Source organism: Actinoplanes cyaneus, from assembly GCF_016862095.1.
In the GTDB taxonomy this organism is placed as follows: Bacteria; Actinomycetota; Actinomycetes; order Mycobacteriales; family Micromonosporaceae; genus Actinoplanes; species Actinoplanes cyaneus.
This window is the reverse complement of record NZ_BOMH01000062.1, coordinates 47094-61561: the sequence shown is the minus strand read 5'-3', so window position 1 is coordinate 61561 and position 14468 is coordinate 47094. Positions and strand designations below refer to the sequence as shown.

The following is a 14468-nucleotide window of genomic DNA, read 5'->3' as shown; positions in this document are numbered from 1 at the left end:
CCCTGAACCCAGGGGGCGCTTTTCATTGTGGACACACAGGGTTCGATGTCTTTACGAGGCTGACATCACTTGGTAACTTCCTGAAACAAGTTGCAACTACTTGCACCGGCATCCCCCGCATCGTCGGGCAAGAGCTGCTCCGACCCCTCTGCAAGAAGTTTCACCACCCGTCCCCACCGAAGGCGTCCCCATGAAGAGAAGAACGCGCACCCTGGTGCTCGGGTCTGTGACCAGCCTCGCGCTGGCCGCCGCGGGCCTGGTCGGCGTCAGCCTGGCGACCACCGCCAGCGCCGCCGTGACCCTCAACAACAGCGATGTGACCGCGAACCTGTGGGAGTGGAACTTCCCCTCCATCGCGTCCGCCTGCACCAACCACCTCGGCCCGGCCGGTTACGGCGCGGTCCAGGTCGCCCCGCCGCAGGAGTCGGTGACGCTCCCCTCGACCAGCGACGGCGCGCACCCGTGGTGGGAGGTCTACCAGCCGGTCTCGTACGGCATCACCGGCCGGCTCGGCACCCAGGCCCAGTTCACCAGCATGGTCACCGCCTGCCACAACGCCGGCGTCCGCGTCTACGTCGACGCGGTGATCAACCACATGGCCGGTTCGAACAACACCGTCGCCAGCGGGTACGGCGGTTCCACGTTCAGCCCCAGCGGTTACTCCTACCCCGCGGTGCCGTACGCGTCGGGCGACTTCCACCACCCGAACGACGGCTACTGCAACGACGCCGACGGTCAGATCGACGACTACACCAATGCGGCCGAGGTGCAGAACTGCGAACTGGTCGGCCTCTCCGATCTGAAGTCACAGGACAGCTCCGTCCGTACGAAGATCGCGGGCTATCTCAACAAGCTGGTCGACTGGGGAGTGGACGGTTTCCGGGTGGACGCCGCCAAGCACATGGCCGCCTCCGACCTGTCCGCGATCAAGGGACAGTTGCACACCACCACCGCCGAGGGGGTGGCGCCGTACTTCGCGCAGGAGGTCATGCCGGGCGGCAGCGGGGAGATCGGCGCGAGCGCGTACACCGGGATCGGTGACGTGCTCGGCTTCTCGTACGCGTACGGGCTGAAGACCCAGTTCGCCAACGGCACCCTGTCCAACCTGGCCGGCATCCCGTCGTGGAGCCTGGACGCGTCGAGCGCGCAGACCGCGGCCATGGTCACCAACCACGACCTGGAGCGCAACGGCTCGACGCTGCGCTACCAGGACGGCAGCACCTACACGCTGGCGAACTACTTCCTGCTCGCGTACCCGTACGGGCAGCCGTTCCTCTACGACGGCTTCGCGTTCTCCACCTCGGCGACCGGCGCGTCGCCGCCGTCCGACGCCAACGGCTACGTCACCGGCACGAGCTGCTCGAACGGCGCGTGGCAGTGCTCCACCCAGAGCACCGGCGTCAAGGGCATGGTCGGCTGGCACAACGCAACGCGGTCGGTCACCACCGTCTCCAACTGGACGAACACCGCCGCCGGCATCATCGGGTTCAGCCGTGGCTCGCTCGGCTGGTTCGGCGTGAACCGCTCCGGCAGCGCGTCGACCGCCACCTACCCGACCGGGCTGGCGAACGGGACCTACTGCGACCGGATCACCGGCGGCGCGACCGGCACGGGCTGCGCCGGCACCACGATCACCGTCTCCGGAGGCACCGCGTCGGTGACCATCCCGGCGAACGGCGCGGTCGCGATCGACGTCGCCGCCAGGTCCGGCGCCGGCACGACCGGCAGCCCGGTGTCCCCGAGCGCCGGCCCGACCGGCTCCACCGGCACCGTGCAGGTGACCTTCAACGTGTACGCCACCACGACCATGGGAACCAGCGTCTACGTCGTCGGCTCGAACGCTGCCCTTGGCAACTGGGACACCTCGAAGGCGGTCCCGCTGAGCGCGAGCGGCTATCCGATCTGGACGTCGCCGGTCGCGGTGCCGTCCGGGGCGAGTTTCGAGTACAAGTACATCAAGAAGGACGCCGCGGGGAACGTCGTCTGGGAGTCCGGCGGCAACCGGTCGCTCACGACGGGCACCGCGACGTCGTACTCGACGAGCGACACCTGGAGATAACGACTTCGTCTCACCGGAGGGCCCGCACACCGTGCGCGGGCCCTCCGTCGTTGGAAGGGGGCGGACGATTTGTCCGTTTAGTCCGATCCGCCTAGGAGGCTGATCCCGATGTTCTCTTTCCACGGCACCTCGACCGCGCAGGTCGTCACGGCGACCGCCGACGTGCAGGCCCAGGTCCGCGACATCGGCCGGGTGCTGGCCGCCCTGCCGCTGTCACCACAGGTCAAGGCCGCGGGCCGGCTCGAGCTGGCGACCGTCGAGGCGGCGCTGGCCGCGCCCGAGATCGACCGCGAGCAGATCGCCGACGTGGTGCACCGGCTGACCGAGACGCTGACCCGGGCGGGCGCGTTCCTGCTGGCCGGGCGGGCGCTGCACGAGCCGATCGGTGCGGTCGCCGGATGGCTGGGCGCCCCCGGCGACCCGATCGTCCGCCTGCTCGGCTGACCGTTCACGCCGCACATCGGCCGCGCCGGCTCTCAACGGCGCCGGCCAGGCTCGGGACGCCCCGCACGTTCGCCCTTCCCGTGGCGAGCGGGGCTGCCCCGTGCCTCCGCGGGCGGGCGGCGGTCAGAAGGAGAACGGGTCGTAGCCGTCGTTGCCGCACGTGCGGCGCTGCGCGAGGCAGTTGCGCACCCGCTGGTTCATCGCGGACCCGTCCCACATCAGGAACGCGTCACCGTGCATCGACGAGGCACTCTTCCCGTCCGGATCCGAGGACAGGTAGTACCCCGCCGCGGAGCCCGTCACGCCGTACGTGATCTCGAACGTCAACGCCGGGATCCGCACCGGATGGCCGGCCGGGCAGCCCTGGTCGGTGCCGAACGCGACGTGGTCCTTGTGGTTCGGGCTGTCCAGGTGCTTGCCGTCCCAGCAGTCCGGGAACTGCAACGTGAAATGCAGGTGGGCGGGCTTGCCGCAGATCGGCCAGTTCCCGTTGTCGCTGCGGGAATCGCCGTCGAGATTGCCCGGGCCGTAGAAAGCGCAGTAAAACTGGCCCTGCGCGCCCCGGGGCGTCGGCACCTTCTTCTTCGCGTCGCCGGCGATTTCGCGCAGACCGTTCGGCATCGGCATGATGTCCGTGGAATTGCTCCGGATCGACCGGTAGTAGACGCGGAAACCGGTCGTCTCCACGGGCTTCCTTGTCGCGGCGTCGTACAGCGTCGGCACCCAGTAGGCGGAATGGTCCACGGCCGGCTTGCACGTGCTGGCCGTGAACGTCATCAGATCGTCCGCTGTGGTGTCCGCGCCGACCGCCTTGTTGCCGACGAACGAGTGCATGTGCGAGGCGCCCGGCAGCCCGGGAAAGACGATCGGGTCGTCCGCCTTGCGGTGGCTGTAGGTGCAGTCGGCCCGGAACTCGGCCAGGTTGCCGGCGTTGCCCGGCGGGTCGGCCTTCGTCGCCTTGAACTTCGCGACCTGCGCGTCCCAGGCGGCCTGGTCGACCGTGATCCAGCCACCCTTGGCGACCGGCTGCGCGGGCGCGGCGGCGCTCGCCCGGGCGGAGGCCGGCGCGGAGCGTGACGGGACGGCGGACACCGGCACGCTCGACGGGATCTCCACCGGCGTGCTCGACTGCGCGGCCACCGGCTCGCCCACGATCGCGCCGGCCGGGTCGCCGCCGCCGTCGCTGCCGCGGCTCGCCCACACGGCCACTCCGGCGACCACGGCGACGGCCACCCCGGCCGCGGCCACGGCAGAGCCCCGCGAGCGGCGGGCGTGACGGCCGGGACTCGACGGTTCCCGGGACAAGGATGACGGCACAGCACACTCCCCAACGGCAAAGACCTGATCGCCGGGAATGCTAGGCAGGCCGGACGGGCTCCGGACAGGCACTTAAAAGAGAGAAAAGAAAAGACTGCCCGTCCGTACGGAAATGGTCCGCGTCACCGGGAAAAGCGTTATCCGCAGCCCCGTCAGGCGTCCCTTGATTGCCCGCACCCGGACGGGCCGCCGACGAATGGTCCGGTCAGCGCCGGTAGAGGCGCAGCAGTCCGCGAATCGCCCAGACGCTGCGGGCGACCAGCAACGCGATGATGAACAGCAGAGCCGGGAGGTTGTCGATCGGATGACCGCCGGACGGGGCGCGCAGCTCCGCCGGATCGATGGTCCCGGTGGCGAAAGCCAGGATGACGGCGACGCAGATCACCAGGTTGAGCAGATAGGCACGCTTGGCCCCCGGATCCGGCAGCGCGGCCGGCGCACGCAACGGCGCGGCGGGCCCGGCCGGCGGTGCGATGGTGGGCAGCGCCAACCGGGGCCGGGGGATGCTCTCCGGGTCACGGTGAGCCATCTCGGCCCGGCACGCGGCCGGAAGGTGCTGGTCGAGGACCGGGATCGCGGCGGCCAGGCCGTGGAACATCGTCGGCTCCAGGTGGACCTGCACCCCGTCGGCGCCGATCAGGCGGCGGCCACCGTCGGGCCAGGCCAGGGCGGCGGCGCAGGCGTCGAAGCGCACCGTCGCCACGGTCTCCCCCTGGACCACGGTGGCACCCTCGGCGCCGAGAATCGCCCGGCTGTGGGCCGGGTCCGAGAGCGAGGGGTACGCCCGCCCGGTGACCTGGTGCCCGGAGGCGGCCGGGGCGGCGGTATAGCCGGCCTGCTCGGCCTCGGTGTCGCCCGGCGTCTGCAGCAGCCCGGCCGCGAACGCCGCCTGCGCCACCCGCGTCACGTCCGCCCGGCTGACCGCGCGGGTCCGGGCCAGCTGGTCGCCGAGGTCGCTCGCAGCACGGCCGAGCAGCAGGTCGACGGCCTGCCACATGACCCGGGCGCCCTGCTCTCCGGCGTCGACCAGCTCGTCGCAGCGCTGCTTGACGGCCGCGGCGAGCTCCGCGTCCTCGAAATCGCCGCGGCGTAACCGGTCCAGCACGCCGACCACCCCGGCGAGAACGGCGTCCTGCTTCGCGGGCAGGCCGTCGGCCAGCGCGGTGATCAGGACGGTGTCGTCGGCGCGCGGGGTGTGACCGGCGGTGGCGGTGTAGGAGAGGCCGCCCTCGTGGCGCAGGCTGCGGTGCAGTTCGCGGCTCAGCAGATGGGCGAACACGACGGCGGCGTTCTCCCACGGCACCACGGCGTCCCAGACGACGACACCGGGCGGGCCGGGGAAGTACGCGGGCGTGACCGGGAGCACCGACGGCGCGGGCGGCAGGGCCTGACGCTCACCGTCCGGCAGGTCCACCGTGAGACCGTCCGGCAGGTGCGGGCCGCTCACCCACAGTGCCGCGTTGCCCCGGACGAAGTAGCGGGCCGTCCAGGCGGTGAGGTCGGCCGCCGTCAGCCCGGCGAGGCCGAACTCGGGGTAAGCGGTGAGCCCGTAGCCCCGGGCGCCGTGCCGCCAGATCGGCATCGCGGCATTCGCGCCCCGCTCCCGCGACGCGGCCTCGGTGCGCAGCACCTCCTTCTCCACCGGCAGCCGGTCGATCGGCAGCTCACGCAGCGAGGCACAGACCCCGCTCAGGAACGTCCGGACGTCGTCGGCCGAGCCCTGGGTCACGAACGCGGTGAAGTCCGGCGCGGTGATCCCGTTGTAGTGGTGCTCGGTCAGACCCGTGCGGTGCAGGACCAGGTGCTCGATCAGGTGCGTGATGCCGCGACGGGCCAGCGGCTCGTCGATCTGACCGACCCGGAACACCAGGCCGGCCCGCAGTGCTCCGCCCGACTCGGCGAACAGGCCGGGCACACCGTTCGTCGTGAATTGCCTGCTCATACGATTCTCCGGGCTATCTCGTGACGAAGCGGCGGACGACCTGGATGCCGGGCGACGCCGCGACGAGCAGGGCGTCCACGACGCCGGGCAGCACGCCGGGCAGCCCGCCGGACAGGCCGTTGGCACGCAACCGCGACCGCCGGAACGCGGCCGGGGCGTAATCCGACTGGTACACCCACGGGAACTCGGACGCGTACGGGCCGAGCATGGCGAACATCTGCCTCGCGCCGGTGCGGTCACCGAACAGGCTGAACGCCGCCGCGAAGGAGTTGACCACCTGGACCCAGCCGATCGTGCGCCGGAACGCCGGGTGCCGCACGGACCGGTCGGCGGCCTCCGCGAGCTCGGCGCGGACGTCGGCGCGGCGCCACGGCACGGCGTTCCGTTGGTCGAGCATCTTCTCCAGGTAGTAGTCGGCGATGAGCACCACGCTGTGGGCGCCGTCCGGCGCGGCGCGGGCGGCGGACCGGGCGAACTCCTCGGCCGCGGACCAGGTGCCGCCCCACTTCGGGCAGAGCTGCTGCAGCAGATGCGACTGGCCGGGCAGGTGGTGGGGGTCGAAGGCGGCCAGGCACTCGTACCGGTAGCGGGCCTGGTCGAGACCCAGTTGCAGGCCGCGGGCGACGACCAGACCGACCGTCCACAATGCTGGATCGTGGGGCGAGCGGGTCAGCCCGGCGTGCAGCACGCGCTCCGCCTCGGCCAGGTAACGGTGGAACGCTTCGAACCGGCGCGCCGACACGTACCGGGCCAGAGTGTCACCGCGGATCCGCCAGCCCTGGTGGACCAGCTGAACCGCCCGGGTCGCCGCGGCCGTGGCATCTGCGGGGTCGGCGTCCAGGGCCCGCGTCGCGAGGTCGCCGAGCCGGTCGTGCTCGGCGACCAGCCGGATCAGCCGGGTGCGCGCCTGCGGCTCCGCCTCGTCGACGACCCGCCGCACGCCGGCCCAGTCGCCGGCCGCCGCGGTCTTCACCAGGGCCTGGGCCTGCGGATAGGGCGCCGTCGGGGAGAGTCGTACAGCGAATCGGTCGAGCACGATCGCAGAGCATAGGTGATCAAGGTCAGGCGCGTGGGTACGTCTCGGGGCCGAGACCTCGCCGCGATCGGGCGGGCGCGCCCACCCGATCGGCTGCCCCGCGGGCCGGCTACTTCGTCCCGGTACGCCGCCGGGCCGGCTACTTCGTCGCGGCGCGCCGCCGGACGAAGACGAAGATCGCGGCCGCGGCCAGCACCAGGATGCCGATCCCGGCGATCAGGCCCAGCCACGGCCCGCTGCCGCTGTCGTCGCTCGCCGGCTCGGCGTTCTGCGCGGCGACCGTGGCGATCGGGCTGAACGGCACGTCGCTGGGCGCCGTGGACACGGTCGTCGCCGCCACCGACGGGGAGGCGGCTGCCACCGGCGCGTCGACGGTGAACGTGTAGGAACTCTTGACCACGTCGCCGTCCCCGGAGGTGAGCTGGTACGCCACCGTGTACTTCCCGTTCGGCAACGGCTGGGCGAACGCCACCTGCGCGCTCTTCCCGCCGACGTCCGGCGACGCCCCGTCGATGGGCGAACCGTCCGGGCCGCTCACGGTCATCGTGAACCCGTTCAGCTTCTCCAGGAACGTCAGCTTCACCGCGGCCGGCGCCTTCTTCACCGTGGAGTTCTTCGCCGGAACCGCCTCGACCAGCGCATTGTGCGCGGCGGCCGGCACCGCCGGGAGCAGCACCGCGACCATGGCGGCGAGAACAAGCAGGAGACGTTTCGTCATGTCGTCAGTAAATCTCTCTCCTCGGGTAGCCGGTTAGTCGCCCCGGACCGCGCCCTGGTTCCCGGCGGCTTCGCCGCATTTCCACCCCGATTTCCCGGTACGGCCGCAGCAGCTCTTAGCCGTTTCTTACGCCCGTGACGCGGTTCGTCACAGGTACGCGAGCGACTCTCGTACCGGGCGCACCCGCCTCGAAGCCGAACACGGAGTCCCCCGATGAGTGAAGAGAACCCCTCGCGCAGTTCCACCCCTTCGTCCGAGCCGCCGACCGCCCCGATCCCGGTGACCCCGGCCGCGTCCGGCGACGCGCCCGCGCCCGCCGAGCCGGGGTACACCTCCGCGGTCGCCGGCCACCCCGCCACTCGCACCGCCGAGCAGCCGGTCACCGCCGCTCACCCCACCGATCCGCCCGCCGAGCAGCCGGTCGCCGCCCCCGCCGGGACCACTGCGACCACTGCCGTTCCCGCCGCGGCCGCCGCTGTGCCGCCGCCCCCGCCGGGCTGGGCCTATGTCCCGGCGGGCGCCGGCAGTGAGCTTCCGCCTCCGCCGCCCGGCTACGCCTACGTCCCCGCCGGTGACGGTGGCAGCCAGCTTCCGCCTCCGCCACCCGGGTTCGCCTACGTCCCGACCGGTCCCCGGGGACCTCGCGGACCGCGGGGCGGCTGGGCCGGCCGGCGCGTCCCGATCCTGGCCACGGTCGCCGCGCTGCTGCTGGGCTGCCTCCTGGGAGCCGGGATCACCGCGGTCGGCGGCGCCGTCTTCGGCCACCACCGGGGTGACCATCGCGGACACTCCGGGCCGGGTGGCGACCGCTTCGACCGGAACGGCGCAGGCCCCGGCAACAACGCCCCGGGCCGCGGCGACTTCGGCCCCGGCCGGCGCGGCGACGGCCGCTTCAACGGCGGCAACCGCAACGGCACCGCCCCCGGCGCCGCCCCGGGCAACGGCACTCCTGGCAACGGCACTCCCGGCAACGGAACGGCCCCGGGCAACGGCACCCCGCCGAGTGCCGCGAACCCCGCGCCGTCCACTACGAGCTGAGTCCCGCCCGACGCCCGCTTCGGTCCAGCTCCCAGCGGGCGTCACGGTCCCGGCTGGTGCTCATGGTCGTTATCCGTCCCGGATAACGACCATGAGCACCAGCCGGAACCCCGGCCCGCGCAGCCGGGGTGAGTGGCTGCGGTCTCGCGACCCGCACACGACGATCGCGCTCGCCGACTCGGCCCGAGCCGGGAGTCCTGTGCTCGCACGGACGTCGCGCTGGAAAGGCGAGTGGCCCGTGGGCGGGGTTTGTGCTCTGAGCGGGACCACCCACGGAGATCGCCCTGGAGGGCTTCGCGTTCTGGGCCGGCCACGGCCCTGCGAAGCCCGCAAGGGTCCCCGCGGGAGCGACGATCCGGACCACAGCAAAGCTGGGACATGAAGATCTTGAACGTGATCGTGGGGAATGGCAACGGGCCGCCCGGCATGCCGCCGAGCGGCCCGCACACGACGGACGGGCCGCCCGGCATGAAGCCGGGCGGCCCGAACACGGTCAGCGAACGGTGACGTTGAACAGCGGGTTCGCGGCCAGCTTGCGGAAGGCCGTGAGCGACGACGCGCTGCTGTCGATGCTGATGTCGCGGTCGCCGAACAGGTCCTTCTTCGTGTCGAAGTAGACGATCGCCTTGATCGCCGGCCGCTTGGCCAGCTCCGGCAGGACGCTGTTGAACTGCGCGGCCTTGTCGACGACCTTGCCGACGCGGTGGTACGCGCCCCACTCGGCGACCATGATCGGCTTGCCCGGGTGGGTCTTGGTGGCCCAGTCGTACCAGCCCTGCGAGCCGGCGGTCTTGGCCTTACGGTCGAGCAGGTCGGCGAACTTGCCGGCGTGGTAGTAGTTCTTCTCGGCGCTGACGTAGGAGTCCAGGCCGATCCAGTCGACGACGTCGTTGCCCGGGTAGAGGTCCTTCCACCAGGACTGCGCCATCCACTTCTCGTTGCCCATGTAGGCGACGACGCTCACCGCGTTCGACACGCCCTGCGCGCGCAGGCGCTGGATCACGTGGCGGAACGACTTGGCGAAGTCCTTGGCGGTCATGCCCGACTTCGCGTCGGTGCGGACGTCGTCCTCCGGCTCGTGGTTGAGCACGAGGTAGAACTTCTCGTTGAACTTGCTCTTGAGGCGGGCGGCGAACGCGTCGATCCGCTTGTCGGCCTTGCCCGCGGCGACGCCGGCCCAGGTGGTGCCGTACTCGACACGCCAGTTCAGGAGCAGCACCCGCGGGTGCGCCTTGTCCCGGGCCATCGCGATCTCGGCGTCGGTCGGGAACTTCTCGTCACCCTTGTGGTACGTGTGGAAGATCGTCGCCGTGCGGCCGGAGAGCTTCTCCCAGTTCTTGTGCTCCTCGTCGCGCGGCTTGCCGGTGAAACCGCCGGCGGCGGCGCCCCACAGCACGCCGCAGCTCGGGACCAGCTTGGCGTCGGTGACGCAGGACTTCGAAGAGGCGGCAGCGGCGTTCGGCGAGGCCTGAGCCGGCGTGGTCGTCATCGCGGCGCCGGCACCGGCGACGAGGGCGGCCAGCGTCAGTACGGTCTTGCGGAGCGTCGTGCGCTTCAAGCGGAATCTCCCCCATGTTGTCCGGCGGTGTTGCCCGCCGGGCATGGAGAGAAGATTCCGGGATCGGAGTTGTCACGACGGTGCCCGCACAGGTGCCCGCCGGTTGCGGTCTCCGGGGCCGTCCGGGCTTAATCGTCGGTCGCGCCGGCCCGCACTTGAGAACTCCGCCGCCGCAAGCGCCAGAGACGCCCCGCGAAGATCACGATCAAGAGCCAGATGGCGTACGTCCACGGAGTCCACGACCCGCCGCTGAGCGCGACCTCCGAGCCGCTGACGGTGACCGTGAGCGCGTGCTGCAGGTACGCCACCCCGTCGAAGGCGAACGTCCCGCTCCCGTGCGCGGCCCGCACCCCGTCCGTGAACCCGTTCGTCACCTCGCTGAGCAGGTAGTTCAGCAGCAGCGGGGTGAGCCCGGCCGCGTAGATCGCACCGATCCACGACGGGCGCGGCCGGTCGCCGAACTCGGCCACCAGGTACTGCTCGGCCAGGCCGCGGCTCCCACCGATCCGGCGCAGCGCCTCGGTCGTGCCGACGTCCGCGGACGCCTCCAGCAGGTTCGCCCGGACCTCACGGCGCGTGGCGATCCGCCGGGCCCGCGGCAGGTCGTAGATCTGCTGGTCGAGCATCCAGACCAGGCGCTCGATGCGCAGCCGGTCGAACCATCCGATCGCCATCTCAGGCTCCTTGCATCGACGGGAGGGGGCGGGACAGGACAGCCCGGACGCCGGCGACGTGCCGGTCCCAGGCGGCGGTGGACTCGGCGAGGGCGCGCTGCCCGTCGCCGGTGAGCCGGTAGTACTTCCGGGCGGGGCCGCCCGGGGACGGCACCAGCCGGGTCTGGACGCGACCTTCCCGGAGCAGGCGGTTCAGCGCCGGGTAGACGCTGCCCTCCAGCACGTCGGCGAACCCGGCCGCCTGCAGGCGCTGGACCACCTCGTACCCGTACGACTCGCGCTCCGCCAGCAGGTGCAGGAGCAGGAGCGACAGGACGCCCTTGAGAAGTTGCGGGTCATGGCTCTCCGTCACCCCTCCTATGCTTCGTCCAGTACTGGATAATGTCAAGTAGTGGCGTGAGCGGTTTGGGAGGCTTGGCGGTTACCGGTGAGGTAATCGACGCGACGGCCGTCCCGATGACATCGTGCGGAGCATGACCATCAAGGACATATTCCTGGACGCGTTCGGCCGATTCGCCGCCGGTGACGTGGAGGTGCTGCGTGAGGTCATCCGCGACGACTTCGTCAACCACGACCCGGCCACCCCGCGCGACAAGGACGGCTTCATCGACGCCACCATCAACGGCCCGATCGCCTCGTCGACCCTCGACCTGCGGCGGGTGATCGCCGACGACCAGTTCGTGGTCGCCCACTTCCTCCTGACCCCGCAGGAGGGGGGCCAGGGCGAGGCGGTGGTCGACATCTGGCGCTTCGAGGGCGACCTGATCGTCGAGCACTGGGACGTCTCCCAGCCCGCGACCGCCCCCGACCAGGTCTGACCCGGCCGGGGCGAGCTCACCGCCTGCGACGAAGTCCCGATCCCGGCTGGCCCTGAGGGGTCGTTCCGGGGCTTGATGCACCCGTGAGCGCCAGCCGGAGCCGTGCGGCGCGCCGCGGACCGTGCGGGCCGGCGAGGTCGCGTACGGGGGCGGATCGAAAGTTAAACGATTTGCATCGAATGTTGCGGCGATAGTGCACATTGCCTATCGATCCGATAGGTTCACCGCTGTTGTGGTCCCCTTCTAAGGAAACCCTCATGCGCAGATTTGTGCCCATCGTTCTCACGGCGACCGTGCTACTCGCCGGCTGCCAGGGAGGCGGCGGTGGCGACACCACCACGTCGAACGCGGCCTTCGACCCGGCGACCTGCCAGGGCGGCACGCTGACGGTCCTGAACCAGGGCGGCATCACCCACCTCGACCCGGCGCGGCTCTACACCTCCGGTGGCGGCAACCTGCCGTCGTTGCTGTTCCGCACGCTGACCACGCGCAACCGGCAGCCCGGCGACGCCGGCACGAAGCCCGCGCCGGACCTGGCGACCGACCTGGGCACGCCGTCCGACGGCGCGAAGACGTGGACCTACCATCTGCGCGACGGGATCCAGTTCGAGGACGGCACGCCGATCACGGCGGCCGACGTGAAGTACGGCATCGAGCGCTCGTTCGCCCCCGAGCTCCCCGGCGGCGCGCCCTACCTGCGGGACTGGCTCGCCGGTGCGGCCGACTACCAGGGCCCGTACAAGCAGCCCGACGGCATCACCTCGATCGAGACGCCGGACGACAAGACGATCGTCTTCAAGCTGAGCAAGCCCGAGGGCGACTTCCCGTTCCTGGCCACCGCCACCCAGTTCGCGCCGGTCCCGAAGGCCAAGGACAACGGCGTCGACTACGAGAAGCACCCGATCTCCTCGGGGCCGTACCAGGTCGAGTCGTACGAGCCGAAGAAGTCTCTGGTCCTGGTCCGCAACACGCACTGGTCCACCAAGATCGACGAGCTGCGGTACGCCTGCCCGGACCGCATCGAGGTCACCTCCGGCCTCGACTCCGCGGTGATCAACCAGCGGATCGTGACCGGCGCCGGCCAGGACGCGAACGCGGTCACCACCGACGCGGTCGTCGGCCCGGAACAGCTCGCGCAGCTCGGCACCGGCTCCGAGCTGGACAAGCGGGTCACGCGCGGCGAGTTCCCGTCGACCACGTACCTCGCCTTCAACACGAAGAAGGCGCCGTTCGACAACCCGAAGGTGCGCGAGGCTCTCTCGTACGCCATCAATCGCACCTCGGTCGTCAACGCGCTCGGCGGCTCGGCCGTGGTCGGCCCGTCCACGACGTTCCTGCCCCCGCAGAAAGCGCTCGGCTACCAGCAGTACGACTGGTTCCCGGCCGGTGACACGGGTGCTCCGGACAAGGCCAAGCAGGTGCTCGCCGAGGCCGGCCTGAGCAACCTGAGCATCGAGCTCGCCCACGAGAACGACGACTCCGAGGGCATCGGCCCGAAGGTCGCCTCGGCGATCCAGGAGGCGTTCAAGCAGGCCGGCGTCACGGTCAAGCTGAACGCGATCGACACCGGCACCTACCGCGACATCACCGGCAAGCCGGCCACCCAGCCCGGCCTGTCCCTGGCCACCTGGGGCGCCGACTGGCCGTCCGGCGGGCCGTTCCTGATCCCGATCTTCGACGGCCGGCAGATCATCACGGCGGGTGGCAACTTCAACCTCGCGCAGTACAACGACCCCGAGGTGAACGCCGAGATCGACGCGATCAACGCGCTCACCGACCCGGCCGCCGCGGCCGCCCGCTGGGGTGCGCTCGACGCCAAGCTCGGCAAGCTCGCGCTGGTCCTGCCGCTGACCCACGAGAAGGACGTCTACCTGTACGGCAAGAACGTCAAGAACGCGTACGCCGACGGCTGGCGCGGACAGCTCGACGTCGGCCGGGTCTCGGTCAAGTGATCCGTGCGCTCCTCAGGGATCGCGGCTTCGTAGTGGGGGCGGTGATCGCGACCGGCATGGTGCTGGTCGCGGTCACCGCGCCGCTGCTCGCCGCGCTCGCCGGTCAGGACTACACCACGTACCACGACACGCTGCTCGACTCGGCGCGCGGCGGCGTGCCGATCGGCGCGTTCGGCGGGGTCAGCGGCGAGCACTGGCTCGGCGTCGAGCCCGGCACCGGCCGTGACCTGTTCGCCCGCGTGGTCTACGGCGCCCGGGTGTCGCTCGGCGTGGCGGTCGGCGCCACGATCCTCGAGGTGCTGCTCGGGGTCGGCGTCGGGATCGCGGCCGGGCTCGGCGGGCGCTGGGCGGACGCCGGGCTGAGCCGGGTCATCGACCTGGTCCTGTCGATCCCGTCGCTGGTCCTGGCGATCTCGCTGCTCGCCATCGTGCCGCAGGACTGGCCGCGCCCGCTGATCCTGGCCGTCGTCATCGCGCTGCTCGGCTGGGGCGGCACCGCCCGGATCAGCCGCGGCGAGACGCTGAGCCTGCGCACCCGTGACTACGTGGCCGCCGCCCAGGTGGCCGGCGCGCCGTGGTGGCGGGTCGCGCGGCGGGAGATCCTGCCCGGGCTGACCGCCCCGATCCTCACCTACGCGGCGCTGCTGCTGCCCACGAACATGGTGGCGGAGGCCGGGCTGTCGTTCCTGGGCGTCGGCGTGCGCCCGCCCACCCCGTCCTGGGGCCAGATGCTGTCCACCGCGACGACCTGGTTCCGGGCCGACCCGGCGTACGTCATCATCCCGGGGTTGCTCCTGTTCCTGACCCTGCTCTCCTTCGTGCTGGTCGCGAACGGTTTGCGTCGTGTCCTCGACCCGCGGCAGAGGGAGATCCTGCGATGAACCACCGCACCGGGCGGCACCCGGCACCAGC

14 protein-coding genes are annotated in these 14468 nt (G+C 71.3%); 7 read left to right on the top strand and 7 right to left on the bottom strand.

Features of this window, described 5'->3' with window-relative positions; translation table 11 throughout:
- Positions 1-190: 190 nt before the first annotated feature.
- Positions 191-2059 carry a carbohydrate-binding module family 20 domain-containing protein gene (locus Acy02nite_RS36690; RefSeq protein ID WP_203752033.1) on the top strand — a complete coding sequence of 623 codons (1869 nt, stop codon included), beginning with the start codon at positions 191-193 and terminating at the stop codon, positions 2057-2059.
- Between the two features lie 108 nt (positions 2060-2167).
- Positions 2168-2503 (top strand): hypothetical protein, encoded by a 336-nt coding sequence (locus Acy02nite_RS36685; RefSeq protein ID WP_203752031.1) that lies wholly within the window; start codon positions 2168-2170, stop codon positions 2501-2503.
- Positions 2504-2626: 123 nt separating this feature from the next.
- On the opposite strand, the gene Acy02nite_RS36680 is transcribed toward Acy02nite_RS36685, so the two are convergent.
- The 4 genes from Acy02nite_RS36680 to Acy02nite_RS36665 form a co-directional block, all read right to left on the bottom strand.
- Positions 2627-3820 carry a DUF1996 domain-containing protein gene (locus tag Acy02nite_RS36680; RefSeq protein ID WP_203752029.1) on the bottom strand — a complete coding sequence of 398 codons (1194 nt, stop codon included), beginning with the start codon at positions 3818-3820 and terminating at the stop codon, positions 2627-2629.
- Between the two features lie 205 nt (positions 3821-4025).
- The gene (locus Acy02nite_RS36675; protein WP_203752027.1) at positions 4026-5762 is read right to left on the bottom strand and encodes a M16 family metallopeptidase; all 1737 of its coding nucleotides are present in this window, start codon (positions 5760-5762) and stop codon (positions 4026-4028) included.
- 13 nt (positions 5763-5775) lie between these two features.
- Complete coding sequence (locus Acy02nite_RS36670) at positions 5776-6798, bottom strand: hypothetical protein (protein ID WP_203752026.1); 1023 nt, start codon at positions 6796-6798, stop codon at positions 5776-5778.
- 139 nt (positions 6799-6937) lie between these two features.
- Positions 6938-7516, bottom strand: a complete 579-nt coding sequence (locus Acy02nite_RS36665; protein ID WP_203752023.1) for a copper resistance CopC family protein — start codon at positions 7514-7516, stop codon at positions 6938-6940.
- A gap of 213 nt (positions 7517-7729) precedes the next feature.
- Between Acy02nite_RS36665 and Acy02nite_RS36660 the strand changes: the two genes are divergently transcribed.
- Both Acy02nite_RS36660 and Acy02nite_RS47315 read left to right on the top strand, forming a co-directional pair.
- On the top strand, positions 7730-8554 hold the full coding sequence (locus Acy02nite_RS36660; RefSeq protein ID WP_203752021.1) for a hypothetical protein: 825 nt from the start codon (positions 7730-7732) through the stop codon (positions 8552-8554).
- A gap of 378 nt (positions 8555-8932) precedes the next feature.
- Complete coding sequence (locus Acy02nite_RS47315; protein WP_264653222.1) at positions 8933-9061, top strand: hypothetical protein; 129 nt, start codon at positions 8933-8935, stop codon at positions 9059-9061.
- On the opposite strand, the gene Acy02nite_RS36655 is transcribed toward Acy02nite_RS47315, so the two are convergent.
- The 3 genes from Acy02nite_RS36655 to Acy02nite_RS36645 form a co-directional block, all read right to left on the bottom strand.
- Complete coding sequence (locus Acy02nite_RS36655) at positions 9048-10112, bottom strand: glycosyl hydrolase (protein WP_203752020.1); 1065 nt, start codon at positions 10110-10112, stop codon at positions 9048-9050. The two genes, Acy02nite_RS47315 and Acy02nite_RS36655, sit on opposite strands and share 14 nt — an antisense overlap.
- A gap of 128 nt (positions 10113-10240) precedes the next feature.
- Complete coding sequence (locus Acy02nite_RS36650) at positions 10241-10786, bottom strand: hypothetical protein (RefSeq protein WP_203752018.1); 546 nt, start codon at positions 10784-10786, stop codon at positions 10241-10243.
- 1 nt (position 10787) lies between these two features.
- Positions 10788-11138 carry a PadR family transcriptional regulator gene (locus Acy02nite_RS36645; protein WP_203752016.1) on the bottom strand — a complete coding sequence of 117 codons (351 nt, stop codon included), beginning with the start codon at positions 11136-11138 and terminating at the stop codon, positions 10788-10790.
- Between the two features lie 121 nt (positions 11139-11259).
- Between Acy02nite_RS36645 and Acy02nite_RS36640 the strand changes: the two genes are divergently transcribed.
- The 3 genes from Acy02nite_RS36640 (at position 11260) to Acy02nite_RS36630 (ending at position 14437) form a co-directional block, all read left to right on the top strand.
- Positions 11260-11604 carry a nuclear transport factor 2 family protein gene (locus Acy02nite_RS36640; RefSeq protein WP_203752014.1) on the top strand — a complete coding sequence of 115 codons (345 nt, stop codon included), beginning with the start codon at positions 11260-11262 and terminating at the stop codon, positions 11602-11604.
- A 257-nt stretch (positions 11605-11861) separates the two neighbouring features.
- Entirely contained in the window at positions 11862-13556 is a 1695-nt protein-coding gene (locus tag Acy02nite_RS36635; RefSeq protein ID WP_203752012.1) for an ABC transporter substrate-binding protein, read from the top strand.
- 41 nt (positions 13557-13597) lie between these two features.
- Positions 13598-14437 carry an ABC transporter permease gene (locus Acy02nite_RS36630; RefSeq protein ID WP_239175512.1) on the top strand — a complete coding sequence of 280 codons (840 nt, stop codon included), beginning with the start codon at positions 13598-13600 and terminating at the stop codon, positions 14435-14437.
- The last annotated feature ends 31 nt before the right edge of the window (positions 14438-14468 follow it).

What these genes read in the sequence shown, in the direction of transcription:
- Acy02nite_RS36690 (WP_203752033.1), top strand. Translation starts at nt 191, where the DNA reads ATGAAGAGAAGAACGCGCACCCTGGTGCTCGGGTCTGTGACCAGCCTC.
- Acy02nite_RS36685 (WP_203752031.1), top strand. Translation starts at nt 2,168, where the DNA reads ATGTTCTCTTTCCACGGCACCTCGACCGCGCAGGTCGTCACGGCGACC.
- Acy02nite_RS36675 (WP_203752027.1), bottom strand. Translation starts at nt 5,762, where the DNA reads ATGAGCAGGCAATTCACGACGAACGGTGTGCCCGGCCTGTTCGCCGAG.
- Acy02nite_RS36665 (WP_203752023.1), bottom strand. Translation starts at nt 7,516, where the DNA reads ATGACGAAACGTCTCCTGCTTGTTCTCGCCGCCATGGTCGCGGTGCTG.
- Acy02nite_RS36660 (WP_203752021.1), top strand. Translation starts at nt 7,730, where the DNA reads ATGAGTGAAGAGAACCCCTCGCGCAGTTCCACCCCTTCGTCCGAGCCG.
- Acy02nite_RS47315 (WP_264653222.1), top strand. Translation starts at nt 8,933, where the DNA reads ATGAAGATCTTGAACGTGATCGTGGGGAATGGCAACGGGCCGCCCGGC.
- Acy02nite_RS36650 (WP_203752018.1), bottom strand. Translation starts at nt 10,786, where the DNA reads ATGGCGATCGGATGGTTCGACCGGCTGCGCATCGAGCGCCTGGTCTGG.
- Acy02nite_RS36640 (WP_203752014.1), top strand. Translation starts at nt 11,260, where the DNA reads ATGACCATCAAGGACATATTCCTGGACGCGTTCGGCCGATTCGCCGCC.
- Acy02nite_RS36635 (WP_203752012.1), top strand. Translation starts at nt 11,862, where the DNA reads ATGCGCAGATTTGTGCCCATCGTTCTCACGGCGACCGTGCTACTCGCC.